At 61.7% G+C, this 23,019-nt stretch carries 16 protein-coding genes; 7 read left to right on the top strand and 9 right to left on the bottom strand.

All coding sequences use genetic code 11. The features are described 5' to 3' along the window. Positions 1 to 117: 117 nt before the first annotated feature. Entirely contained in the window at positions 118 to 414 is a 297-nt protein-coding gene (locus ACQRBT_RS16870; RefSeq protein ID WP_198763428.1) for a BolA family protein, read from the bottom strand. Between the two features lie 6 nt (positions 415 to 420). Continuing rightward, positions 421 to 939 (bottom strand): DUF2059 domain-containing protein, encoded by a 519-nt coding sequence (locus ACQRBT_RS16865; RefSeq protein ID WP_060755932.1) that lies wholly within the window; start codon positions 937 to 939, stop codon positions 421 to 423. Positions 940 to 1,120: 181 nt separating this feature from the next. On the opposite strand from ACQRBT_RS16865, the gene ACQRBT_RS16860 reads away from it, so the two are divergent. Then, on the top strand, positions 1,121 to 2,503 hold the full coding sequence (locus tag ACQRBT_RS16860) for a class II fumarate hydratase (RefSeq protein ID WP_090369659.1): 1,383 nt from the start codon (positions 1,121 to 1,123) through the stop codon (positions 2,501 to 2,503). On the opposite strand, the gene ACQRBT_RS16855 is transcribed toward ACQRBT_RS16860, so the two are convergent. From ACQRBT_RS16855 to pap, 3 genes are all read right to left on the bottom strand, one after another. Continuing rightward, the gene (locus tag ACQRBT_RS16855; protein ID WP_104994376.1) at positions 2,500 to 3,456 is read right to left on the bottom strand and encodes a DMT family transporter; all 957 of its coding nucleotides are present in this window, start codon (positions 3,454 to 3,456) and stop codon (positions 2,500 to 2,502) included. The two genes, ACQRBT_RS16860 and ACQRBT_RS16855, sit on opposite strands and share 4 nt — an antisense overlap. A 70-nt stretch (positions 3,457 to 3,526) precedes the next feature. Next, the gene (locus tag ACQRBT_RS16850; protein ID WP_412046508.1) at positions 3,527 to 4,711 is read right to left on the bottom strand and encodes a thiolase family protein; all 1,185 of its coding nucleotides are present in this window, start codon (positions 4,709 to 4,711) and stop codon (positions 3,527 to 3,529) included. 457 nt (positions 4,712 to 5,168) lie between these two features. After that, entirely contained in the window at positions 5,169 to 6,677 is a 1,509-nt protein-coding gene (gene pap / locus ACQRBT_RS16845; RefSeq protein ID WP_205343456.1) for a polyphosphate:AMP phosphotransferase, read from the bottom strand. A 156-nt stretch (positions 6,678 to 6,833) separates the two neighbouring features. Between pap and mnmC the strand changes: the two genes are divergently transcribed. Beyond that, positions 6,834 to 8,807 carry a bifunctional tRNA (5-methylaminomethyl-2-thiouridine)(34)-methyltransferase MnmD/FAD-dependent 5-carboxymethylaminomethyl-2-thiouridine(34) oxidoreductase MnmC gene (gene mnmC, locus ACQRBT_RS16840; RefSeq protein WP_412046509.1) on the top strand — a complete coding sequence of 658 codons (1,974 nt, stop codon included), beginning with the start codon at positions 6,834 to 6,836 and terminating at the stop codon, positions 8,805 to 8,807. 7 nt (positions 8,808 to 8,814) lie between these two features. Here the strand turns inward: mnmC and ACQRBT_RS16835 are convergent, their stop codons facing one another. Then, the gene (locus ACQRBT_RS16835; protein WP_412046510.1) at positions 8,815 to 13,641 is read right to left on the bottom strand and encodes an NEL-type E3 ubiquitin ligase domain-containing protein; all 4,827 of its coding nucleotides are present in this window, start codon (positions 13,639 to 13,641) and stop codon (positions 8,815 to 8,817) included. Positions 13,642 to 13,949: 308 nt separating this feature from the next. Here ACQRBT_RS16835 and ACQRBT_RS16830 point away from each other — a divergent pair, with 308 nt between their 5' ends. From ACQRBT_RS16830 to ACQRBT_RS16815, 4 genes are all read left to right on the top strand, one after another. After that, complete coding sequence (locus ACQRBT_RS16830) at positions 13,950 to 15,722, top strand: N-acetylglutaminylglutamine amidotransferase (protein ID WP_412046511.1); 1,773 nt, start codon at positions 13,950 to 13,952, stop codon at positions 15,720 to 15,722. 3 nt (positions 15,723 to 15,725) lie between these two features. Next, positions 15,726 to 17,459, top strand: a complete 1,734-nt coding sequence (gene ngg / locus ACQRBT_RS16825; RefSeq protein ID WP_060755939.1) for an N-acetylglutaminylglutamine synthetase — start codon at positions 15,726 to 15,728, stop codon at positions 17,457 to 17,459. A gap of 23 nt (positions 17,460 to 17,482) precedes the next feature. Beyond that, positions 17,483 to 18,667, top strand: coding sequence for an osmoprotectant NAGGN system M42 family peptidase (locus ACQRBT_RS16820; protein WP_090369643.1), 1,185 nt, complete (start codon positions 17,483 to 17,485; stop codon positions 18,665 to 18,667). 62 nt (positions 18,668 to 18,729) lie between these two features. After that, entirely contained in the window at positions 18,730 to 18,957 is a 228-nt protein-coding gene (locus ACQRBT_RS16815; RefSeq protein ID WP_003192759.1) for a YheU family protein, read from the top strand. 7 nt (positions 18,958 to 18,964) lie between these two features. On the opposite strand, the gene csrA is transcribed toward ACQRBT_RS16815, so the two are convergent. Together csrA and ACQRBT_RS16805 are read right to left on the bottom strand one after the other, a co-directional pair. Continuing rightward, the gene (gene csrA / locus ACQRBT_RS16810; RefSeq protein WP_060755941.1) at positions 18,965 to 19,162 is read right to left on the bottom strand and encodes a carbon storage regulator CsrA; all 198 of its coding nucleotides are present in this window, start codon (positions 19,160 to 19,162) and stop codon (positions 18,965 to 18,967) included. A gap of 127 nt (positions 19,163 to 19,289) precedes the next feature. Then, positions 19,290 to 20,105 (bottom strand): SDR family oxidoreductase, encoded by an 816-nt coding sequence (locus tag ACQRBT_RS16805; RefSeq protein WP_090369641.1) that lies wholly within the window; start codon positions 20,103 to 20,105, stop codon positions 19,290 to 19,292. A 327-nt stretch (positions 20,106 to 20,432) separates the two neighbouring features. On the opposite strand from ACQRBT_RS16805, the gene ACQRBT_RS16800 reads away from it, so the two are divergent. Beyond that, entirely contained in the window at positions 20,433 to 20,585 is a 153-nt protein-coding gene (locus ACQRBT_RS16800; protein WP_015885095.1) for a DUF3309 family protein, read from the top strand. A 55-nt stretch (positions 20,586 to 20,640) separates the two neighbouring features. Here the strand turns inward: ACQRBT_RS16800 and ACQRBT_RS16795 are convergent, their stop codons facing one another. Beyond that, a complete protein-coding gene (locus ACQRBT_RS16795; protein WP_412046512.1) occupies positions 20,641 to 22,731 on the bottom strand; it encodes an LTA synthase family protein in 2,091 nt (696 codons plus the stop codon). Between the last annotated feature and the right edge of the window lie 288 nt (positions 22,732 to 23,019).

Genomic DNA, 23,019 nt, shown 5'->3' with positions numbered 1-23,019 from the left:
GGTGTTCTCTCCAGGTGGCTACCCTCGTAAAGGGTGAACCGGATGCAAAAAAAACGCGCCGGCTAAGCGGCGCGTTGCGGATTCTAACAAATGCCCGGTGTCAGAGACACCCGCTCATTAATCATGCCCGCCGGCGCAGGTCGGCGAGGCCGGGGCTGCGTCGATTTTCGCCCATTCGTCAGGCGTGTAGGTATGCAGCGCCAGCGCATGAAACTCGCTCATCAGCTCACCCAGGGTGGCGTAGACCTTCTGGTGGCGCTTGACGCGGTTGAGCCCCTCGAACTGCGGGCTGACCAGCACGGCCTTGAAGTGGGTCTGCAACCCGCGGCTGTGCATGTGGCTTTCATCCAGCACACTCAGATGGTCGGAGCCCAGGGCGGCAAGCGCCGTTTCGATACGCTGTTGCATGGTCATTCCTGCTTACTTCTTCTTGGCCGGTGCGGCGGCTTTCGGCATCAGCTCGTTGGTCATGTCTTCCAACAGCTTGTTCACGACCGGCACGGCGCTTTCCAGCTTGGCCTGGGTCATCTGGGCCGATTGCTGGGTCAGTTGCGGCATTTTTTCCAGGACTTTCTTGCCCAGTGGCGACTGGTAGAAAGCGACCAGGTCCTTGAGCTCGGACTCGCTGAAGTTGCTGGTATAGAGCTTGACCATGTCCGGCTTCAGCTTCGGCCAGCCGATGGCCTGGTCCAGGGCGGCATTGGCCTTGGCCTGGTAGCTGTCCAGTACGGACTGCTTGGCGGCAGGCGCCTTGGTCTGTTCGAAACGCTGGGCGAACATTTGCTGCACTTGCATGTACACCGGGGTACCCAGCTTGTCGGCGTGGGCCAGGGTAAGGAAGGCTTCGGCACTGGCGTTGTGGCTGGCGGTATCGGCAAGAACCTGGCCGCTGGCGCAAACCAGAGCAACCGCGGTACAGATGGCACGAAGACGAGTCATCGAGTTTCCTTTTCTAGCAGGCGAGGTAAGACCCCAAGGGCGCCCATTCTGCGCCTAAAAAACCTTATGGCTCAACCCCGCCCCTTGTCGGACGTGGATTTGCCGATGAAAAGTCTTTTAGGGAACCCGCCCGGCCGATCACAGCCTAAACTGCGCAAACGAACCTGAAGGAGTGTGCCCGATGAGCCGTATCGAAACCGACAGCCTGGGGGAAGTTCATGTCCCGGAGGACGCTTACTGGGGCGCGCAGACCCAACGTTCGCTGGTGAATTTCGCCATCGGAGAACAACGCATGCCGCTTGCGGTGCTGCACGCCCTGGCCCTGATCAAGAAGGCCGCTGCACGGGTCAACGACCGCAACGGCGACCTGCCCGCCGATATCGCCCGCCTGATCGAACAGGCCGCCGACGAAGTGCTCGACGGGCAGCATGACGATCAATTCCCATTGGTGGTGTGGCAGACCGGCAGCGGCACCCAGAGCAATATGAACGCCAACGAAGTCATCGCCGGCCGTGCCAACGAGCTGGCGGGCAACAAGCGTGGCGGTAAAAGCCCGGTGCACCCCAACGACCACGTCAACCGTTCCCAGAGCTCCAACGACTGCTTCCCCACGGCCATGAGCATCGCCACCGTGCAGGCCGTGCATCAACGGCTGTTGCCCGCCATCGCCAATCTTTCCGGCGGTTTGGCGGAACAAGCGGCCAGGCATATGAAGCTGGTGAAAACCGGTCGCACCCACATGATGGACGCAACGCCGATCACCTTCGGCCAGGAACTCTCGGCCTTTATTGCCCAACTCGACTACGCCGAACGCGCGATCCGTAGCGCCCTGCCCGCCGTCTGCGAGCTGGCCCAGGGCGGCACCGCCGTCGGCACCGGGCTCAATGCGCCCCACGGTTTTGGCGAGGCGATTGCTTCCGAGCTGGCGGCGTTGTCAGGCTTGCCGTTCGTCACGGCCCCCAACAAGTTCGCCGCCCTCTCCGGCCATGAGCCTTTGGTGACCTTGCACGGCGCGCTGAAAACCCTGGCCGTGGCGCTGATGAAAATCGCCAACGACCTGCGCCTGCTGGGTTCCGGCCCCCGCGCCGGGCTGGCCGAAGTGAAGTTGCCGGCCAACGAGCCGGGCAGCTCGATCATGCCGGGCAAGGTCAACCCGACCCAGTGCGAGGCGCTGACAATGCTGGCCTGCCAGGTACTGGGCAATGACGTGACCATCGGCCTTGCCGCCAGCCAAGGGCATTTGCAGTTGAACGTCTACAAACCGGTGATCATCCACAACCTGCTGGAATCGATCCGCCTGCTGGCCGATGGCTGCAATAACTTCCAGGAGCACTGTGTCGCCGGTCTCGAGCCTGACGCTACGCAGATGGCCGAGCACCTGGAGCGCGGGCTGATGCTGGTCACGGCACTCAACCCGCACATCGGCTATGACAAGTCGGCAGAGATCGCCAAGAAGGCTTACGCCGAAGGCCTCACACTACGGGAGGCCGCGCTGGAGCTGGGCTACCTTACCGATGAAGAGTTCGAGCAATGGGTCCGCCCTGAGGACATGCTCGGCAACTAGGAGGCCATGCGCAAGCGCCGGGCCTTGAGCCCGGCGAGCAACGACGGAGCCAACGCCACCGTCGCCGAGCCCAGCACCACCACCAACGCCCCGGCATAGCCCAGGGCGTTGATCTCTTCGGCCTGCACAGCGTCCGGCCACCACCACGCGGCCAGGGCCACCGCGACAAATGTCACCAGGGGCGTGAGCGCCAGGGTCGCACTGACCCTGGACGCTTCCCAATGGGCCAACGCCTCGGCGAAAGCGCCATATGCCACCAGGGTGTTCATGCAGCAGGCCAGCAACAGCCAGCCTTGCAGCGGGCTCAGGTCCAGCGCTTCCAGTGGATGCGCCCAGGGTGTAAGCAGCAAGGCACAGAACAGGTAGATCACCATCATCACCTGCAGCGAATTCCACACCGTCAGCAGTTGTTTCTGGCCCAGGGCGTAGAACACCCAGATGGTGGTGGCCAGCAGGATGGTCAGCACGCCGGCGGTGTAGGCCCCAAGGGACGTCAGCAGTTCGTCCAAGCGCTGGTTGAAGAACAGGCCAAAGCCAATGATCAGCACCACCAGGCCCAGCCCCTGCCCCAGGCTGAAGCGCTCCTTGAACACAAAAACGCTGGCGACCATCAGAAAGATTGGCCCCATCTGCACCACCAGTTGTGCGGTACCAGGGCTGAGCATCTTCAGGCCAACCAGATACAGCACGTAGTTGCCCACCAGGCCGCACGCCGCCATGACCACCAGCCAGCCGCCCCTGGGGCCGAGCACCTGGCGGCTGGGCAAGCGTTTGGTGAGGGCGAGGTAGACGAACAAACAACCGCCGGCCACCGTCAGGCGAAACCAGGTGACGGTGATCGGGTCCATGACCTGCAACACTTGCTTGAGTTTGATGGGCAGAATGCCCCACAGCAGCGCGGTCAGCAGGGTCAGGAGAAAACCATAGACCCAGCGGCCGGAAGAGATGTGCATGAGTGCCCCAGAAGCCAGAGGGAGTGGAGCCGCATTCTAGGGGCACCCGATGCACTTTGTGTAGCGAAGATCAGCGCACCGCTTCGAACAACCCGGTCGCGCCCATGCCGCCGCCCACGCACATGGTCACGATGCCATAACGCAGATTGCGTCGTTGCAACTCACGCACCAGGTGCCCCACCTGCCGCGAACCGGTCATGCCGAACGGGTGCCCGATGGCGATCGAACCGCCGTTGACGTTGTACCTGGCGTTGTCGATTTCCAGGCGATTACGCGCATACAGGCACTGCGAGGCAAACGCCTCGTTGAGTTCCCACAGGTCGATATCCGCCACCTGCAAGCCCTTGGCCTTGAGCAGCTTGGGCACCGAGAACACCGGGCCAATGCCCATCTCGTCCGGCTCACAGCCCGCCACCGTGAACCCACGGAAAAACGCCTTGGGCTTGAGCCCCAGCGCCAGGGCTTTTTCCAGGCTCATCACCAAGGTCATCGAGGCGCCGTCGGACAACTGCGACGAGTTGCCCGCCGTGACCGATCCATCCTCGGCAAATACCGGTTTCAAGCCTTGCAGGCTGGCCAGCGTGGTGTCCGGACGATTGCAATCATCACGGTCAACCACCCCCTCGAGCACCTGCACTTCCCCCGTGTGCTTGTCCTCAACCTTGTACTTTACGGCCATCGGCACGATTTCATCACTGAACAGACCTTCAGCCTGGGCCTGGGCCGTGCGCTGCTGGCTCTGCAGGGCATACAGGTCCTGCTCTTCACGGCTGACGTGATAACGGCGCGCGACGATCTCGGCGGTCTGGCCCATGGGAAAATACAGACCCGGAACCTGCTCCTTGAGCAAAGGGTTGATCAGGTGATCGGTGTTGACGCTTTTCATCGTCAGGCTGATGGACTCGACGCCACCGGCAACAATGATATCGCTGCAACCCGAAGCGATCTGGTTGGCCGCAATGGCAATCGCCTGCAAACCCGACGAACAGAACCGGTTGAGGGTCATGCCTGCCGTCCCGGTGCCCAACTGCGAGAGCACCGCCACGTTACGCCCGATGTTGTAGCCCTGGGCGCCTTCGTTGGAGCCGGCGCCGACAATGCAATCCTCCACACTCGCCGGATCGATGCCATTGCGTGTGAGCAGCGCGTTGACGCAATGGGCCGCCATGTCATCGGGACGGGTCTGGTTGAACTTGCCGCGAAAGGATTTGGCCAGGCCGGTTCGCACACTGTCGACGATCACTACTTCACGCATGGGCTACCTCGATCTTGTCATTATTGGGAGAGCCCTCGAGGATAGATCCAGGCCCTCCCAACCGCGACGATCATTCACCCCGCGTATGCAAAACCATGATGGTGTAGTGAGCGGGCTTGCCCCACGCTGGGTGGCGCAGCCGCCCCAAAACCAGACACCGCGGTCTTTCTGAAACACCACAGTTGCAGGGTTTAGGGCGGCTACGCCACCCAGCGCGGGGCAAGCCCGCTCACTACAGAGTTTGGTCGCGGCGGGGCAAGCCCTATGCCAGTCAGTTAAGCGATAAAGCGGGCGATGAATAAATTGTGGGAGGGGCGGTGCGACGATTCGACTTGCTCCCGATAGGCCGCGCAGCGGCCTCAAAAATGGGCCTGCTACGCAGTCCATCGGGAGCAAGCCCCCTCCCACAGTGACCGCGTTAATCCTTAACTGACTGGCATTAGGACTTGCCCGCTCACTACCGTTTCTTGTCGTGCTTGTCGGATTTGGCGAACGCTTCTTCCAGCGCCCGGTTGATCGTGCGCAGCACCTTGACCCGCGCCCAGCGCTTGTCATTGGCCTCCACCAGGGTCCAGGGCGAAACTTCGGTGCTGGTGCGGTCGACCATATCGCCCACGGCGGCGCGGTAGTCGTCCCACTTGTCGCGGTTGCGCCAATCGTCCTCGGTGATCTTGAAACGTTTGAAAGGGATATCTTCACGGGCCTGGAAGCGCTCCAACTGCGTCTCCTTGTCGATGGCCAGCCAGAACTTGACCACAATCACGCCCGCGTCGCGCAGTTGCTCTTCGAAGTCGTTGATCTCGCCGTAGGCACGCATCCAGTCGGCCGGCGAACAGAAACCCTCGACGCGCTCCACCAGTACGCGGCCATACCAGGAACGGTCGAACACGGTGAACATGCCGCGTGCCGGTATTTTCTGCCAGAACCGCCACAGGTAAGGCTGGGCGCGCTCGTCCTCACTGGGCGCGGCAATCGGCACGATATGGTATTGGCGTGGGTCGAGCGCCGCCGCCACACGACGGATCGCCCCGCCCTTGCCCGCCGCATCATTGCCTTCAAACACGGTGACCAACGCGTGCTTGCGCATGCGCTTGTCGCGCATCAGGCCGGAGAAACGCGCCTGTTCGGTAATCAGCTGTTCTTCGTAATCTTCTTTTTCCAGACGCTGGGTCAGATCAAGGGCGTCCAGCACGCTCTTCTTGTCCACCGAAGCGATCAAGGGCGCCGGGTTCATGCCGCTGGATTTACCTTTGGCCAGCTTCAAGGCGTTTTGCAACCCTTCGAGCAGCAGCTTGCCCACCGTGAGGCTGCGGTAATGGGCATCGACCCCTTCGATCACATGCCACGGCGCGTAGTCGCGACTGGTTCGGCGCAGGATACGTTCACCGAAATGCACGAACTTGTCGTAGGTCTTGGATTGCTGCCAGTCCAGCGGGCTGATGCGCCAGCTGTGCAATGGGTCATCCGCCAATGCCTTGAGGCGAGCCTTCATCTGCTTCTTGGACAGGTGAAACCAGAACTTGAAGATCAGTGCCCCTTCATCACAGAGCATCTTTTCCAGGCGCTCGGCACCGGCAATGGCCTGATCGAGACGGGCGTCCTTGATCTCGCCGTGCACCCGGCCTTGCAGCATCTGGCTGTACCAATTGCCGAAGAACACCCCCATGCGCCCCTTGGCAGGCAACTGGCGCCAGTAGCGCCAGGCCGGAGGCCGGGCCAATTCTTCATCGGTCTGCTGGTCGAAGGTGCGCACCTCGATCAGGCGCGGGTCCATCCACTCATTGAGCAGCTTGACCGTCTCGCCCTTGCCGGCGCCTTCGATGCCGTTGATCAGGATGATCACCGGAAAACGCTTCTGCTGCTGCAGTTCATACTGCACTTCCAACAACGCTTCGCGCAGCGCCGGCACTTCGGCGTCGTAGGTGTCTTTGTCGATGGCGTGACCGATTTCGGCGGATTCGAACATGGGGCAGCTCCGTTTCAAGATGGCTCAAGACTAGCGGATTGGGCTGCAGTGCGCGGGAGGAAATTCGATGTGCACTTGCCTTGGGTCAATTCAACGCCCCGTGATCGGCTAGAATGGCCGCCTTGCCTTCGCCTGCTGTTTTTTTATGAGCTGCCCATGACTCCCATCACCCACGCCCAGCTCGACTGGGATGACCAAGGCCGCCCGCACTCGCGGGTGTTCGACGATGTGTACTTCTCCGATCAGTCGGGCCTTGAAGAAACCCGTTATGTGTTCCTTGAACAAAACCGTTTGCAGGAGCGCTTTGCCGCCTTGCCGGTAGGCGAGCATCTGGTGATTGGTGAAACCGGGTTTGGCACCGGCTTGAATTTCCTGTGCGCCTGGCAACTGTTCGAGCAGCACGCGGTAGCCGGTGCACGGCTGCATTTCGTCAGCGTGGAAAAATACCCCCTCAGCCACGCCGACCTGCGACGTGCCCTCGCCCTCTGGCCCGAACTGCAACCGTTCGCCGAACAACTGCTGGCGCAGTACATCGCCATCCACCCGGGTTTTCAGCGCCTGGTGCTGGATAATGGCCGCGTGACCCTGACGCTGTTGATCGGTGATGTACTGGAACAATTGCCGCAACTGGACGCGCAGATCGATGCGTGGTTCCTCGACGGTTTCGCCCCGGCGAAAAACCCAGAGATGTGGACCGCCGAGTTGTTTGCCGAACTGGCACGCCTGGCCGCGCCGGGCTCGACCATCAGCACCTTCACCAGCACCGGCTGGGTGCGCCGTCTGATCAATGCCGCCGGGTTCAAGATGAAGCGCACGCCGGGTATCGGCCACAAGTGGGAGATCCTGCGCGGGGAATTTCTCGGTTGGCCGAGCGAAGCCCCACCACCACCGGCAACCAAGCCCTGGTTCGCGCGACCGGCGCGTTCTCAAGGCGAACGTAAAGCCCTGGTGATCGGTGGCGGCCTGGCCGGTTGCGCCACCGCCGCCAGCCTGGCTGCACGCGGTTGGCAGGTGCACCTGCTGGAGCGCCATGAGGCACTCGCCCAGGAGGCTTCCGGCAATCCGCAAGGCGTGCTTTACCTCAAGCTTTCAGCCCACGGCACTGCCTTGTCCCAGATGATCGTCGCCGGGTTCGGGTACACCCGTCGTTTGCTGGAACATCTGCAGCGCGGGGTGGATTGGGATGACTGCGGTGTGTTGCAACTGGCCTTCGATGCCAAGGAAGGTCAGCGCCAGGCGCAACTGGCCAATGCGTTTGCCCCGCAGTTGCTGCACCCGCTGAACCGGGAACAGGCGCAAGCCAAGGCGGGAGTGGCACTGGCACACGGCGGGCTGTTTTACCCCGAAGGCGGTTGGGTACACCCGCCCGCCCTGTGTGACTGGCAAGCGCGTCAGCCTGGCATCAGCGTACAGCCCCTTCACGAGGCGCTCGAACTGCGCAAGGTCGATGGTCAATGGCAGGCCTGGGGCGGTGAACAGCTGCTGGCCAGTGCACCGGTGGTGGTATTGGCCGGTGCGGCCGAAGTCCAACGCTTCGCCGATCTGCCGCTCAAGCGCATCCGCGGGCAAATCACCCGTTTGCCGCAAACTGTCGAGAGCGCCGCACTCAAGACGGTGGTGTGCGCCGAAGGCTATGTGGCCCCGCCGCGCCTGGGCGAACACACCTTGGGCGCCAGCTTCGACTTCAAGAACGATGACCTCACGCCCACGGCCGCCGATCACGCCGGCAACCTGGCGCTGCTCCAGGACATCAGCGCAGACCTCGCCCAACGCCTGCGTGCCGAAGCCTTCGACCCTGCCCATCTGCAGGGTCGCGCAGCCTTTCGCTGCACCAGCCCGGACTACCTGCCCATCGTCGGCCCGCTGGTTGATCGCGCGGCGTTTGACCGGGCCTACGGCATATTGCGTAAAGACGCCCGCCAGGTTCCGGATGCGCCCTGCCCCTGGCTCGAAGGCTTGTACGTCAACAGCGGCCACGGCTCTCGCGGCCTGATCACCGCGCCACTGTCCGCAGAACTGCTGGCGGCCTGGATCAATGACGAGCCACTGCCGGTTGCCGCCAGTATCGCCGAAGCCTGCCATCCGAACCGCTTTGCCGTGCGCGCGTTGATTCGCGCAAAAGCAGGCTGAGCGCCCCTCAGGGCAAGGGGCAGATCCCCAGGTCATCGATGCGCAAGGCATCCTCGCTCAGGCGCCGGATCTCGGCCGCCTGGGCTTTTTCCTGCTCGTGCAGGATCACGTTCATCTGGTCGCGATAATCGATGTCACTCAGCGTCAGGCTCAAGTCGAACACCTCGTTCACACGCCGGTTGTACGGCTGATTCAAACGCTCGAAACGGCTGCCGAAGACGCGCTTCAGATAGTCTGTCCAGAACGGCAGCTCGACCAGATAATTCAACAGGCGCGACGACATTTCAGCCGTCTTGACTTGCTGCTCGGCGCTGTCCAGCGCACTGGGCGTCACCCCACCCAGGCGCGCAAAGCGCATATGCAGGGGTTGCCCCGGCAGGTGGAAGCGGTCGACCAGCCCAGTGCGGTAAGCGAGGCTGACTTCCAGCGGATCTACCGCAGGGTTGCTGTCACTGTGGCGGCGCGCGATACCTTCCAACTGGTCCAGTCGAAACAATCCCCTGGCCAGTTTCAGCAACGGTTTGGCCGTCAGTACCCGGCCCTCGATCAAGCGCGTGGCGTCGCTGATCTCCGTGAGCACTTCCAGTGTGCTGAAATTGTTGGCCGCCGCATCATCGCAACGCAGCGGTGTGGCGGCGCGCTGAAATACCTCCTCACGCAAATCCTCGTCGTCGGCGGCGGCCATCAGCACGCGCCATACTCGCCGATCAAGGTCTTCATGTACAAAGTGCGCATCCGCTGTGCCGCCCAGTTCGGCAAGCAAGTTGAACAGGCCGTCGGAGCCCGGCTCATCCGCGAGGCCTTGCCACACCCGGTTCTTTTCAGCGTAATGGCTCACCCCGTCATCGCCTAACCACAGCTCCCGGGCGCGCTGTTCGCTCAAGCGCACAAGGTCATCCTCAAGGAAACCCATGCCGGTGCCGTGGTTGAGCCGATAATTCTTCAGCGCCAGTCGGCTGGAGAATGACAGCGGGTTGAGCCGCAGGTTGAATGCTTCGGTAAACCGTCGGGGCATGGTGAACAACCAGTCCGGCAATACCTTGATTTCGTTCTGGCGCAAGTCGACATGCTCCAGCCACGGCAACCGCCGGCAACCCTCGGGAAAGTCGGTGAGCTTGCAATTGCGCAGCAGCAGTTCGCGAAGGTCGAGCATCTTCCCCACTTGCGGCACGTCAATCAGCGGGTTTTCGCTCAGGTTCAGCGAGTGCAGGTTGCGCAGGCCGGCCAGCTTGCGAAGGGTGTGTTCAGTCAACTGCAACTGATTGTTGGCCATGTTCAACCGCACCAACTGCGGCATTTGCCCGAGTACTTCGGGCAGCCGCGTGATGTGATTCTGTGTCAGGTCGAGGGTGTGCACCGCCTTGAAGTGCTTGAGAAAATACGCAACGTCATCGCCCAGGCGCATATTTCTCAACGACAAACGCTGAACATGCTCGAATTGAATGGACGACGGCAACGTCGGCAAGCCTCCCAACAGCATGCCGTCGAGTTCAAGGGTTGGCACACGCAAGCCGTGCTCGTCGCGCGCCAGGCTCATCCGCCGCCAGCACCGCTCGATCAGGTTCATGGCCTGGAGCCGGCTCAGGCGCTGATCCCAGGGCGCAATCGCTTCGCTGTTACTCGGTGCCCGCTGATTGCTCCAGGTTTTCAGCGCTCCGTGCAGTGAAGCGAAGTCACCTTCAAGCGCATCCACCCTCATGGCCCGGGACACGTGGTCGTGGCCGGCGCCCTCGATCAATCGTGAAATTTCCACGTCGCTCAAAAGCGGATACAACTTTTTAAGCTTACGCACCAGCGCCGGCGGATGCGCGGCGGGCGTCCTCAGTTGCGCTTGAATACAGGACGTCGGCGCGGCTTCAGGCATGCCCCGCTCTGGCCACAGGTAGCCCTTCACGCGATGTCGTTCGCCCTGGGACTTGAAACGCAGTTGGCTGCGCAGTTGACTGCCGGTGCGCGCGCCGGCCAGGCGCAAGGCAGTGCGCTGGGTATCCAACAGGCAATCGACGATTGCCTGATACAAACCGTCCGGGCCGGTGATGTGCGCGCCGAGATTATGGCCTTGCTCGTCAAACACCTGAAAACCCTCGGCGGACTCGACGATCGTACGGCGCACTGCCGCTCCGGCAGGCCCGACCTGCTCAAGGAGGCGTCCGGTCAAATACCCTTCGCGCACCTGGAACGAAAAATCCCGCGGCCAACCCGGCAAACGCTCAAGCGTGCCCAGCGCGATACGTCGCGTCCCCGCGTTGGCCAATTGCGGCCAAACCAGGCCCATCAGTGCCTGGTCCTCGTGCAATTTATTCAGAGCCTGTCGGGCTTTGCGCGCCAGGCGCAACGGAACGCGGCCGCTCTCATGCAAGACCCGGCGATCAGTCGTGCGGGCCTGGGAGGCCAGCTCCCTGGCGACTCGACGTGGCAACTGGGGATATAGCGCGATCAAAGGCTCCAGTTCCCCCTGAGCAATGCCTTCGTAATCCTGATAAAGACGACGATGCAACTGCGCATGCTGTGTGTTGACGGTCGCCAGCAGCTGCTTTCGAAGCACCTCGGACGCCTGTTCCCGCGCAACGGTTTGCCCAAGCAGCTGTGTACGTTCTTCACTGCTGAGCGCTTGCAGCAGCACGTCCATCACCTGACCCTCCTTGAGCTGTTGCTCGCTGACAGGAACAGGCAGGCCCTCATCGTCGAAGGGTTCCCGGAACGCCAGGCTTTCGAGCACATTACCCGGCTCGTCGCGCACCTCAAAAAAGCGCCCCTTGGGCCACCCCGGCATCAACGGCAAGGCGAGCATTTGCACACGGGCGGTGGCAGCATCGGCGCGCGCGCCCTGCTCAAGCGTATAGGTCAGCGCGCCGATTTTATGATGCAGGCGCCAGCGCGCCACGGCGTTCTGAACACGCTCCGGCAAGGGTTCGTGCTCCAGGGCCAGTTGTTGCATGTCGGCCAGTGCCAGTTCGGTGATGGCCGCGAGGCTGTTCAACGGGTCCTCGGGCACTGCGCTCAACGCGGGATCGATCCGCCTCAGGTTATAGGAGGGCGAATGCCAGTCCTGCGGACGCTCGAACGCGTGCTGCCAGCCACCCTGCCGGTTATGCTCCAGGGGCGGGCGCCAGGCCTCAGGTCGTCGCGGGTGCAGGGCGCGCCACTTGCCCATGACCGGATCAAAGCTGATTGCGTACAGCGCGCCATCGATGCTCGCATAGGCACTGCCGTTGGCCTGGTAGATGCCTCTGGAGTCGACGTCCCATCCGCGCTGGAACATTTCCGGCGGCTGACTGTACGGCGCCAGCCGCGGGCGCCACAGCCTCGAGCTCTGATCCTGCAAGGCGATGGGCTCGACTTTCTCAAAGAACCGCGAAGACCGGGTGAGCTGGCGTTTGAGGCTGCCAACGACTTTCCCGCCTGCGGCGAACAGCATCATGCCCACAATGTTTTCCGCCACGTTGAACAGGTGGTGGAGCGCCTCGTCCTTCTCGCCGTGAGCCCAGTCCTCGACGCCTTCAAACACCTCGCCGAGCAGTTGGCCGACAGCCACGCCCATCATCAGTTGGCCCAGTACCGGGACGACAAAACCGGCTACGTTGAGCGCGTTCAGCCCGATATCCAGATAGGTTTGCAGACGTTGCTGCCAGGCCTCTTCATCCACTTCGGCCTTGGGCACCGCCAATACCAGGGCATCGAGCTGGATCTTGCCGATACAGGCCTGAACCAGGAAATCCGACAACCGTACCTGTATCGGGATCACTCGTAACGGGCCGACCTTGCGCGCCGTATCGTAGCGCTGGAAAAACTCCAGGCGCTCAGACTCATCCAGATAAGCCCCGAACGTTTTGCGGTAAGACTGCGCTTGCAACATCAGGCTCAGATAAAGCGTGAAGTCCTCCAGGTGCGCGTATTCGTACCAGGGGCGCAGCGGTTCGTTGGGCATGTAGACCACAAAATGCCTGGTCGGCAATTGGCCGGGGGGCTCCCGGCTGAACAACATGACGCCCCACAGGCAGACGCCGTCGATATTCAGGCCTTGCCAGATCCACGGCTCATTGGCCGGAATCGAACTGTGCGATTCATCCGCCGGCTGGTCAGCCTTGATCAGGTTGAGCAACCCGTCGTAGGTCGGCTCGCCGAGGTAACCCTTGGCATAGGCGATATGCAGGTCCATTTGCAGGTCGAGGCTTTTGGATTCGCCAAGATCAAAGATTGTCCGATTGAAACCCTGCCCATCGGCGCCCGGCCCCCGCAGGTTGAATACGCTGCGCACGTGAGCCTGGTAGGCCGCCCCCAGATCCAGCTCACGGCAGTAGCCGACAAACTCGGTAACCGTCATGCCGGCGATGGCCTGCCCGGTAGCCGCGCTGCGCAGCAGCGCCGAAGCGGACAAGCCACCAGGTTCGGCCTGGCTCTCGGAAAAGTTTTTCATCGCCGCCTGCACCAGGCTGAGGGTCTCGACCGTCACGGTCTCTTGCAGGGCGCCTCCCAGGTCCGCGCCGACGCCCGACAAGCTGCGTTTTGACAGCTCCAGCGTGTCACGCTCCACTTCCACGCCCGCTACGCCCTTGCCCAGTAAAAAAGTGCGTAATCGCTCAATGCAAAACCTGTCCAGCGACTGCAGGCGCCCGAGCCGTTGCTGAGCACGCAGGCGCGTCTCCTGGCTGTCACGGTGGGTTTGTTCGATCGCTCGCAGAGTAGTGGACTTGGCCTCCAGCAGCCAATGCGGCAGCGTGGCCTGCAGCGCCCGGGCCTTGCCCAGGTCGCCGGTCATCTCCAGCAGGGCAGCCTCCATCTCGGCTTGGGTCACAGGCTTTGCGGCATTGAGCAACTCGCGTCTCGGCACCATCGACAACGTCTTCCTTTGCGTTGAATAACGATGGATACGATAAGCGCGAAATACAGGAAAACAGATTCGAATACCCCCGCATTGTCCTGTGCGATCAATGCAGATTTTCTATGCAAAATTGCGTTATTTGACGCCAATTCGCTGCACACCGCGCCCGACAAGGACCGGGCAAAAACCGATCGCGGCCATTTGCCTTATAACTTATCGGTCTAAAACTCCCACAAATGCCTCGGGTCAGTTTCAGGGTATGCGCCCTCACGGCGCTGTGAGTTTTTAGTCTCCCCAACGGAAAAACCGGTAAGGAATTTATGTGTGGATTAGCTGGCGAGCTACGTTTTGATCATCAACCTGCCGACCTGGCAGCAATAGAACGCATCACCCATCACTTGGCCCCGCGCGGGCCGGATGCCTGGGGCTTCCACGCCCAGGGCCCGATTGCGCTTGGCCACCGTCGCCTGAAAATCATGGACCTGTCGGACGGCTCGGCCCAACCGATGGTCGACGCCCATCTGGGCCTGTCCCTGGCCTTCAACGGCGCCATCTACAACTTCCCGGAACTCAGGGCAGAACTGGAAGCCCTGGGCTACGCCTTCTACTCCGGCGGCGACACCGAGGTGCTGCTCAAGGGCTATCACGCCTGGGGCGAAGCGCTGTTGCCCAAGCTCAATGGCATGTTTGCATTTGCCATTTGGGAGCGGGATGCCCAGCGCCTGTTTATTGCGCGTGACCGTCTCGGCGTGAAGCCGTTGTACCTGTCGCGCACCGGTCAGCGCTTGCGCTTTGCTTCGGCGTTGCCGGCACTGCTCAAGGGCGGTGACATCAACCCGATCCTTGACCCGGTGGCACTCAACCATTACCTGAATTTCCACGCCGTGGTGCCGGCGCCGCGTACCTTGCTGGCCGGCATTGAAAAGCTGCCACCGGCCAGCTGGATGCGCATGGACGCCAACGGCAAGACCGAGCAGAAAACCTGGTGGACCCTGCCCTACGGCCCGCATGAGGATGAACGCAACCTCACCCTCGAAGACTGGACCGACCGCGTCCTCGACAGCACCCGCGAAGCCGTGGCGATCCGCCAACGTGCCGCCGTGGATGTCGGTGTGCTGCTCTCCGGCGGCGTCGACTCGAGCATGCTCGTCGGCCTGCTGCGCGAAGTCGGCGTAGAGGGCCTGTCGACCTTCTCCATCGGTTTTGAAGATGCCGGCGGCGAGCGTGGCGACGAGTTCCAGTACTCGGACCTGATCGCCCGGCACTACAACACCCGCCACCACCAGTTGCGCATCGCCGAAAGCGAGATTATCGAGCAACTGCCTGCGGCCTTCCGCGCCATGAGCGAGCCGATGGTCAGCCACGACTGCATCGCCTTCTACCTGCTGTCACGGGAAGTGGCCAAGCATTGCAAAGTGGTGCAGAGCGGCCAGGGCGCCGATGAGTTGTTCGCCGGTTACCACTGGTATCCGCAGGTGGACGGCGCCAGCGATCCCTACAGTGCCTACCGCGAGGCGTTCTTCGACCGCAGCTACGACGACTACGCCGCCACCGTCGCCCCGAAATGGCTGACCGCCAACGACGCTGCGGGCGACTTCGTGCGCGAGCATTTCGCGATGCCGGGGGCGGATGCCGCAGTGGACAAGGCGCTGCGCCTGGACAGCACCGTGATGCTGGTGGACGATCCGGTCAAACGCGTCGACAACATGACCATGGCCTGGGGCCTGGAAGCGCGTACGCCGTTCCTGGACTACCGCCTGGTGGAACTGTCGGCTCGCGTGCCAAGCCAGTTCAAATTGCCCGATGGCGGCAAACAGGTGTTGAAAGAGGCGGCGCGCCGCGTCATCCCCAGCGAAGTCATCGACCGCAAGAAAGGTTACTTCCCGGTGCCGGGACTCAAGCATTTGCAGGGTGACACCCTCAATTGGGTGCGCGACCTGCTGCTGGACCCCAGCCAGGACCGAGGCCTGTTCAACCCGGCCACACTCGACCGCCTGCTCACCGACCCGCAAGGTCAACTGACCCCGCTGCGCGGTTCGAAACTGTGGCAACTGGCGGCGCTGAACCTGTGGCTCAGCGAACAAGGAATCTGATCGATGAAACCCCATGCAGCGGCTTACAGCCAACGTTTGCTCAAGGGCCAGGCGCCGTCCTACGAGCGCCTGCAAGCCCGACTGGCCGAGGATGGCAACCCGCACCACGCTGAACCGATTGCCGTGCATTGCGGCTGGGGCCGGTTACTGATCGGCCATACGTTTCCCGACCCCGCCAGCCTGGCCGAAGAACTGCTCAAGGAGCAGCCTGGGGAGCGCGATATCGCGCTGTACGTGGCCGCGCCTCAGCAGATTCTCGGGCTCGACCCGCAACAATTGTTTCTCGACCCCTCCGACACCCTGCGCCTGTGGTTTACCGACTATCGCCCGGCCACCCGCGTATTTCGCGGCTTTCGCATACGCCGCGTACAGACCGATGCCGACTGGCAGGCGGTCAACCTGCTGTACCAGGGACGCGGCATGTTGCCTGTCGACGCGGCCCGTCTCACGCCCCGCCACCAAGGCGGCCCGGTGTATTGGCTGGCCGAAGACGAAGACAGCGGCGCGGTGATCGGCAGCGTGATGGGCCTCAATCATCAGAAAGCCTTTCACGACCCGGAACACGGCAGCAGCCTGTGGTGCCTGGCGGTCGACCCGCAGTGCACTCGCCCCGGCGTGGGTGAAGTACTGGTGCGTCACTTGGTCGAGCATTTCATGAGCCGTGGCCTGAGTTATCTCGACCTGTCGGTGCTGCACGATAACCGCCAGGCCAAGAACCTTTACACCAAGCTGGGTTTCAGGGCGCTGACCACGTTTGCGATCAAGCGCAAGAATGGCATCAACCAACCATTGTTTCTGGGGCCGGGTCCGCAGGCGCAATTCAACCCCTATGCACGGATCATCGTCGAAGAAGCCCATCGCCGGGGCATCGATGTACAGGTCGATGATGCCGAGGCCGGCTTGTTCACCCTCAGCCATGGCGGGCGCCGTGTGCGCTGCCGTGAATCCCTCAGCGACCTGACCAGCGCGATCAGCATGACCTTGTGCCAGGACAAAAGCCTGACCCACAAAGTACTCAAGGCGGCGGGTTTGAACTTGCCGGCACAACAATTGGCAGGCAGTGCCGATGACAACCTCGAGTTTCTCGATGAGCACCAGCGCATCGTGGTCAAGCCGCTGGACGGCGAGCAAGGCCAGGGCGTGGCCGTGGACTTGCAGACCATCGAAGACGTGCAACAGGCCATCGAGGCGGCACGCCAGTTCGACAGCCGGGTGCTGCTGGAAAGCTTTCACCAGGGCCTGGACCTGCGCATTCTGGTGATCGGCTTTGAAGTGGTCGCCGCCGCGATCCGTCGCCCGGCCGAAGTCACCGGCGATGGTCACCACAGCATCCGCGCCTTGATCGAGGCCCAAAGCCGTCGCCGCCAAGCGGCCACCGATGGCGAAAGCAAGATCCCGCTCGATGGCGAAACCGAGCGCACGCTGCATGCCGCCGGCTATGACTACGACAGCATCCTGCCACCTGGCCAGACCCTGGCGGTGCGCCGCACGGCCAACCTGCACACCGGTGGCTGCCTGGAAGATGTCACCGCGATCCTGCATCCCACCCTGGCGGATGCCGCCGTGCGAGCCGCCCGTGCCCTGGACATCCCAATGGTGGGCCTGGACCTGATGGTGCCCGCGGCAGACCAGCCCGAGTACGTGTTTATCGAAGCCAATGAGCGCGCCGGCCTGGCCAACCATGAGCCGCAACCCACTGCGCAAAAATTTGTGGACTTGCTGTTTCCCCACAGCTGAACGATCCGACCTTAGGAGTCTTTATGAGCCGAACCATCCCCGAACCGGATCTGAACTACCTGCAAAAAGTCCTCCTGGAAATGCTCGCCATTCCCAGCCCGACCGGATTTACCGACACCATCGTGCGCTACGTCGCCGAACGCCTGGAAGAACTGGGCATTCCGTTCGAAATGACCCGGCGCGGCACCATTCGCGCCACCCTGAAGGGTCAGAAAAACAGCCCGGACCGTGCCGTGTCCGCGCACCTGGACACCATCGGCGCGGCGGTACGGGCGATCAAGGACAATGGTCGCCTGAGCCTGGCGCCGGTGGGCTGCTGGTCGAGCCGGTTTGCCGAAGGCAGCCGGGTCAGCCTGTTTACCGACAACGGTGTGATTCGCGGCAGTGTATTGCCGCTGATGGCCTCCGGACACGCCTTCAACACCGCAGTGGATGAAATGCCGGTGAGTTGGGACCATGTGGAACTGCGCCTGGACGCCTACTGCGCCACCCGCGCCGACTGCGATTCGCTGGGCATCAGCGTGGGCGACTATGTGGCCTTCGACCCATTGCCCGAATTCACCGAGAGCGGGCATATCAGCGCCCGCCACCTGGACGATAAAGCCGGCGTCGCGGCCTTGCTCGCCGCCCTCAAGGCCATCGTCGACAGTGGCGAACCGTTGCTGATCGACTGTCACCCGCTGTTCACCATCACCGAAGAAACCGGCAGTGGCGCGGCGGCCGCCCTACCCTGGGATGTCAGTGAATTCGTGGGGATCGACATCGCGCCGGTCGCACCCGGCCAGCACTCCAGCGAGCACGCCGTGAGCGTTGCGATGCAGGACTCCGGTGGGCCGTATGACTATCACCTGTCTCGCCACCTGCTGCGCCTGGCCAATGACAACGAGCTGCCGGTACGCCGCGACTTGTTCCGTTACTACTTCAGCGATGCCCACTCGGCCGTCACCGCCGGCCACGACATCCGCACCGCCCTGCTGGCCTTCGGCTGCGACGCCACCCACGGCTACGAACGTACGCACATCGACAGCCTGGCCGCGCTCAGCCGCCTGTTGGGCGCCTATATTCTCAGCCCGCCGGTATTCGCCAGCGATGCACAACCGGCCCAGGGCTCTCTGGACAGGTTCAGCCATCAGCTGGAACACGAGACGCAGATGGAGAGCGACACTCGCGTGCCGTCGGTGGACAGCCTGGTCGGTCAGAAGTCCTGACGCTGCTGGTAACCAGGGCCCCGGCGCAGTAGGATCGCCGGGACCCTACCTCTGAGGCTTGTATGCTGATTCCCTACGATGCACTTGAAGTCGATACCCTGACCCGGCTCATCGAAGACTTCGTCACCCGCGACGGCACCGACAATGGCGACGACACGCCGCTGGAAACCCGCGTACTGCGCGTACGTCAAGCCCTGACCAAGGGCCAGGCGCTGATCGTATTCGACCCCGAGAGCGAGCAATGCCAGTTGATGCTCAAGCACGATGTGCCCAAGCATCTGTTCGACTGAGGACGTTTCAGGGGTTGGTGGCGGTGTGGGGTTGGGCTGCCTGGCGTTCGAGTATCTTCTGGTAGACCTCGGCACGGTGCACCTTGACGCCCACGGGCGCCGCGATACCGAATTTTACCTGGGTACCGTTCAGTTCGAGGATATGCAAAGCGATGTCATCGCCGATGGAGATGATTTCGCCTATGGCGCGGCTTAAGACCAGCATGGCGGTTGTCCTTTTGGAGTGACAGGACCTTGACCATGCGCGCTTGAATAGGGCCCAGCAATGGCTTGCGGTCAAATCAGGCACTACCTACATCAACAGGTAATTTGCCTGACAGACTGCACGCTAATCAGCCCTTAACGGCTTGCGCCTTGGCCCGCATCTTGTCGGCCATCAGCGTCATTTCGTCGTAGAGCAATTGCGGGTTCTTTTGCTTCAAGGCCCAGGCCATCCGCCCCTGCTCATGGGGCAGAATCATGAATTCACCTGCGGCCACGCGCTGGTAGATGTAATCGGCAATGTCTGCCGCCGAGATCGGCGAGCTTTCCAGCAACTTGCCCACCTGCGCCTTCATCGCCGGGGTCGGCCCCCGGAAAGAGTCGAGCAGGTTGGTCTGGAAAAACGACGGGCACACCACATGCACGCCCACTTCCTGCTGCTTGAGTTCCACCAGCAGACTTTCCGACAGCGCCACCACACCGGCCTTGGCCACGTTGTAGTTGCTCATCGCCGGCCCCTGCATCAGCGCCGCCATCGAGGCGATGTTGATGATCCGGCCCTTGCTCTTCTCCAACAGCGGCAGGAACGCCTTGCATCCCTTGACCACGCCCATCAGGTTGATTGCAATCTGCCAGTCCCAATCCTCCAGGGACAATTCGGCGAAGAAGCCGCCCGACGCGACCCCGGCATTATTGACGATGACATCAATGCCGCCGAGCTTCACCTCGCACGCTTGGGCAAGCGCCGTGAGCTGGCTGTAGTCACGCACATCACAGCGCTGGGTGAAGCCATCACCACCGGCCTCGCGCACCTGCTTGAGGGTTTCCTGCAAGCCCGGCTCGCTGACATCCGACAAGGCCAACTGCCAACCTTCACGGGCCCAGCGCAGAGCGATTTCACGACCCAGCCCGGACCCGGCGCCAGTGATCATCATGCGATTTTGCATAGAGAAGTTGCCTTGTGTTCTCGGAAGTAGTGCTCGGCAGTGTAGCGAAGGTTTTTCCCGTACCCACGCACCATCCAATTGATGAATGCCTCGGGCAAACCGGCGAGCGGGTACGAGGCTGGCTTATCGGGTAAGTTCAATCTTTTTCAACTAAGCCTGGCTATTTGCGAGCGCATTAAAAGAAATAAGAAAGTTTGCAAAATGCTTTAAAGAAACAGGGAATTTTCTTTAAAGGGGCACAGTCGGAGTTATCAAGGCGTCCGTGAACAACTGGCGGGCCTCTCGTTAAACAACCGGTCTTTACCCAAGGCCAATAAGGAAGAAAACATGAGCCTCATTCTGATCATTATCCTGATCCTGCTGTTGGTCGGCGGCTTGCCGGTGTTCCCTCACTCGCGTAATTGGGGCTATGGCCCATCGGGTATCCTGGGTGTCGTGCTGGTCGTTCTGCTGGTGTTGCTGTTGCTCGGTCGCATATAAGCGCCGCCCAAAAAAAGAGGCCTCATATAGAGGCCTCTTTTTTATTGCCGGTTAATTAGTCCGGCTTGCCATCCACCACACCTGCCGTGTTATCCAGCAGGCTCTTGGTTGCGGTTTGCAGGAACGATTCGAGCTTCTGCTTCAACGCCGCCTCATCCGGCGAGTCCGGAATGACTTTGCCGGTCGGGTTTTCGCCCAAGCCGTATTCCCACAGCTTCGGTGGCATGTCCTTAGGCAATACCAACACGCGGTCGTCGGTGAGCAAGGCGACGGTCTGGTCGCTGCCCGATGGCTTGATCACGCCGAAGCCTTTGTCGCCTTCCGGCAGGTTCAGCAAGTCACGGCCCCAGCACTGGTGCAGGGTGTCACCGCCGAGGCGGCCCATGATGGTCGGCACGATGTCGATCTGGGTGCCCACGGTGTGGTCACGCACGCCGAACTTCTCCTGCATGCCCGGTGCGATCATCAGCATCGGCACGTTGAAGCGGCCCAGGTCCATCTCGGTGATCTGCTGTTCGTTACCAAAACCGTGGTCGCCCACGATCACGAACAGGGTTTCCTTGAAGTACGGCTCTTTACGGGCTTTTTCAAAGAACTGGCCCAAGGCCCAGTCGGAGTAACGCATGGCGGTCAAATGCTCGTTGAGGCTGCCACGGTCGGTGACTTTCTCTACCGGCAATGGCGTCGGCAACGCGTACGGCGTGTGGTTGGACAGGGTTTGCAGCAGTGCGTAGAACGGCTTGCCGCCTTCGCGGGCTTTCAACTCTTCCAGGCCACGGTTGAACATGTCCTGGTCGGACACGCCCCAGGTCGGGTCGGAGAACACCGGGTTGACGAAGTCGTTACGCCCGATGAAGTTGGTCATGCCCTGGTTGCTGAAGAAGCCCGACTGGTTGTCCCAGGCGAAATCGCCGTTGTAGACGTACACGTCGTCAAATTTGCGAGCGCTGAGCAACTGCGGCAGGCCCGACAGCTTGTGGCTGCCTTCCGGCGTCTGCATCAGGTATTCGAAGCCCGGCAGGTTCGGGAAGCAGGCCATGGTGGCGAACATACCCTGGTGGGTGTGGGTGCCGTTGGAGAAGAAGCGGTCGAACAGCAAGCCTTCCTTGGACAGTTTGTCGAAGTACGGGGTGATATTGCCCGGACGCCCCAAGGCGCCTACCGAGTGACCGGCAAAGCTCTCCATTAGGATCACCACGACGTTCTTGATCGGCAGGGTCTTCTCGGCCGGTGGCGTGAAGTCACGGCGCACGGCGGCGCTGGCGGTGTCTACCAGCTTCTCATGGGCCGGCAGCAGCAACATGTCGCGCACGGTCCGGGTCGCAAGCGGCTGGTCCAGGGTGGCCTTCCAGATGTTGGTACGCTCTTCGGAGAAACGCGCCTTGGCGGCGGCAATCAGCGACAGGGTGCCGTTCAAACCCAGCTGGTTGGCGAAGTTCGAGTCGGTGGTGTAGACATCCCCCCAACGCAGCGGCGGGCCCTGGCGCAGGGTGCCGCGAATGGCGACGGTAGCGATCAACAGGCAGACCACGAACACCGCAATACGGGTGTACCACGGCGCCACCTGGCGCGTGCCGATGCTGCCGCCGCTGAACGGGCCACGGGGGCGCGTTGCGCGGTCGGCACCTTTAAAGGCCATGCTCAGGATCAGCGTACCCACGGCCCAGGCCAGCAGGTAACGCACCACCGGGAAACCGTACCAGAGCATGCTCATCACGGTTTTCGGGTCTTCCTTCACGTATTGGAAGACCAGGCCGTTGAGGCGCTGGTGGAACTCGCGGTAGAAGTCCATTTCCATCAGGCCCAGGAACAGGGCAATGCTGGACGCGACGGTCAGCCACAAACGGAAGAACCCCCGCGCCGCCATGGCTCGCACGCTGAACAACGCCAGCAGCAGCGGCACCAGCGCATACATCACAAAGCGGATGTCGAAGCGCGTACCGTTGGCGAACGCTTCGAGGAAGGTCGAGGCCGGCGTATCGAGGATCATCTCACGGTTGTAGACCAGCAGCGCCAGGCGCAGCAGGGAGAACATCACCATCATGACCAGTGCGCAAAGCAGTGTGTACGCCAGATGGGATTTGACGGTCGGTTGCAGCAGGCGATTTGAAGCTCGCTGCTGATTCAGGGCGTCCGGGTTTGCCATGTCGTTTCAGGACCCATTGGAAGTTTAAGTTTCGAAGTAATGCAGTGGCGCGAATGGTGCCCGATCAACGGCGGCAAGGCTATTAATTACTGAACGCGCACCACTGCCCCACCGTGAATGGCACTCGAAATAGAGCCTTTGGATGGGAGATGAAGCCGGCGAATTGTCTTGGATGAGATGTGAAAATTTCGTGCACCGAATATTTCGACACACAAATTTCCCAACTACTGGGAAAGCAAATGTGGGAGGGGGCTTGCTCCCGATGGCGGTGTAACAGTCAACGAATGT

Source organism: Pseudomonas sp. R19M, from assembly GCF_050312585.1.
GTDB lineage: Bacteria > Pseudomonadota > Gammaproteobacteria > Pseudomonadales > Pseudomonadaceae > Aquipseudomonas > Aquipseudomonas palleroniana.
This window is presented reverse-complemented; position numbering and strand designations above follow the sequence as displayed.

Bases quoted from the DNA above. Each gene is read 5' to 3' on its own strand.
- ACQRBT_RS16870 (WP_198763428.1), bottom strand. From the start codon at position 414: ATGACCATGCAACAGCGTATCGAAACGGCGCTTGCCGCCCTGGGCTCC.
- ACQRBT_RS16865 (WP_060755932.1), bottom strand. From the start codon at position 939: ATGACTCGTCTTCGTGCCATCTGTACCGCGGTTGCTCTGGTTTGCGCC.
- ACQRBT_RS16860 (WP_090369659.1), top strand. From the start codon at position 1,121: ATGAGCCGTATCGAAACCGACAGCCTGGGGGAAGTTCATGTCCCGGAG.
- ACQRBT_RS16855 (WP_104994376.1), bottom strand. From the start codon at position 3,456: ATGCACATCTCTTCCGGCCGCTGGGTCTATGGTTTTCTCCTGACCCTG.
- ACQRBT_RS16850 (WP_412046508.1), bottom strand. From the start codon at position 4,711: ATGCGTGAAGTAGTGATCGTCGACAGTGTGCGAACCGGCCTGGCCAAA.
- pap (WP_205343456.1), bottom strand. From the start codon at position 6,677: ATGTTCGAATCCGCCGAAATCGGTCACGCCATCGACAAAGACACCTAC.
- mnmC (WP_412046509.1), top strand. From the start codon at position 6,834: ATGACTCCCATCACCCACGCCCAGCTCGACTGGGATGACCAAGGCCGC.
- ACQRBT_RS16835 (WP_412046510.1), bottom strand. From the start codon at position 13,641: ATGGTGCCGAGACGCGAGTTGCTCAATGCCGCAAAGCCTGTGACCCAA.
- ACQRBT_RS16830 (WP_412046511.1), top strand. From the start codon at position 13,950: ATGTGTGGATTAGCTGGCGAGCTACGTTTTGATCATCAACCTGCCGAC.
- ngg (WP_060755939.1), top strand. From the start codon at position 15,726: ATGAAACCCCATGCAGCGGCTTACAGCCAACGTTTGCTCAAGGGCCAG.
- ACQRBT_RS16820 (WP_090369643.1), top strand. From the start codon at position 17,483: ATGAGCCGAACCATCCCCGAACCGGATCTGAACTACCTGCAAAAAGTC.
- ACQRBT_RS16815 (WP_003192759.1), top strand. From the start codon at position 18,730: ATGCTGATTCCCTACGATGCACTTGAAGTCGATACCCTGACCCGGCTC.
- csrA (WP_060755941.1), bottom strand. From the start codon at position 19,162: ATGCTGGTCTTAAGCCGCGCCATAGGCGAAATCATCTCCATCGGCGAT.
- ACQRBT_RS16805 (WP_090369641.1), bottom strand. From the start codon at position 20,105: ATGCAAAATCGCATGATGATCACTGGCGCCGGGTCCGGGCTGGGTCGT.
- ACQRBT_RS16800 (WP_015885095.1), top strand. From the start codon at position 20,433: ATGAGCCTCATTCTGATCATTATCCTGATCCTGCTGTTGGTCGGCGGC.
- ACQRBT_RS16795 (WP_412046512.1), bottom strand. From the start codon at position 22,731: ATGGCAAACCCGGACGCCCTGAATCAGCAGCGAGCTTCAAATCGCCTG.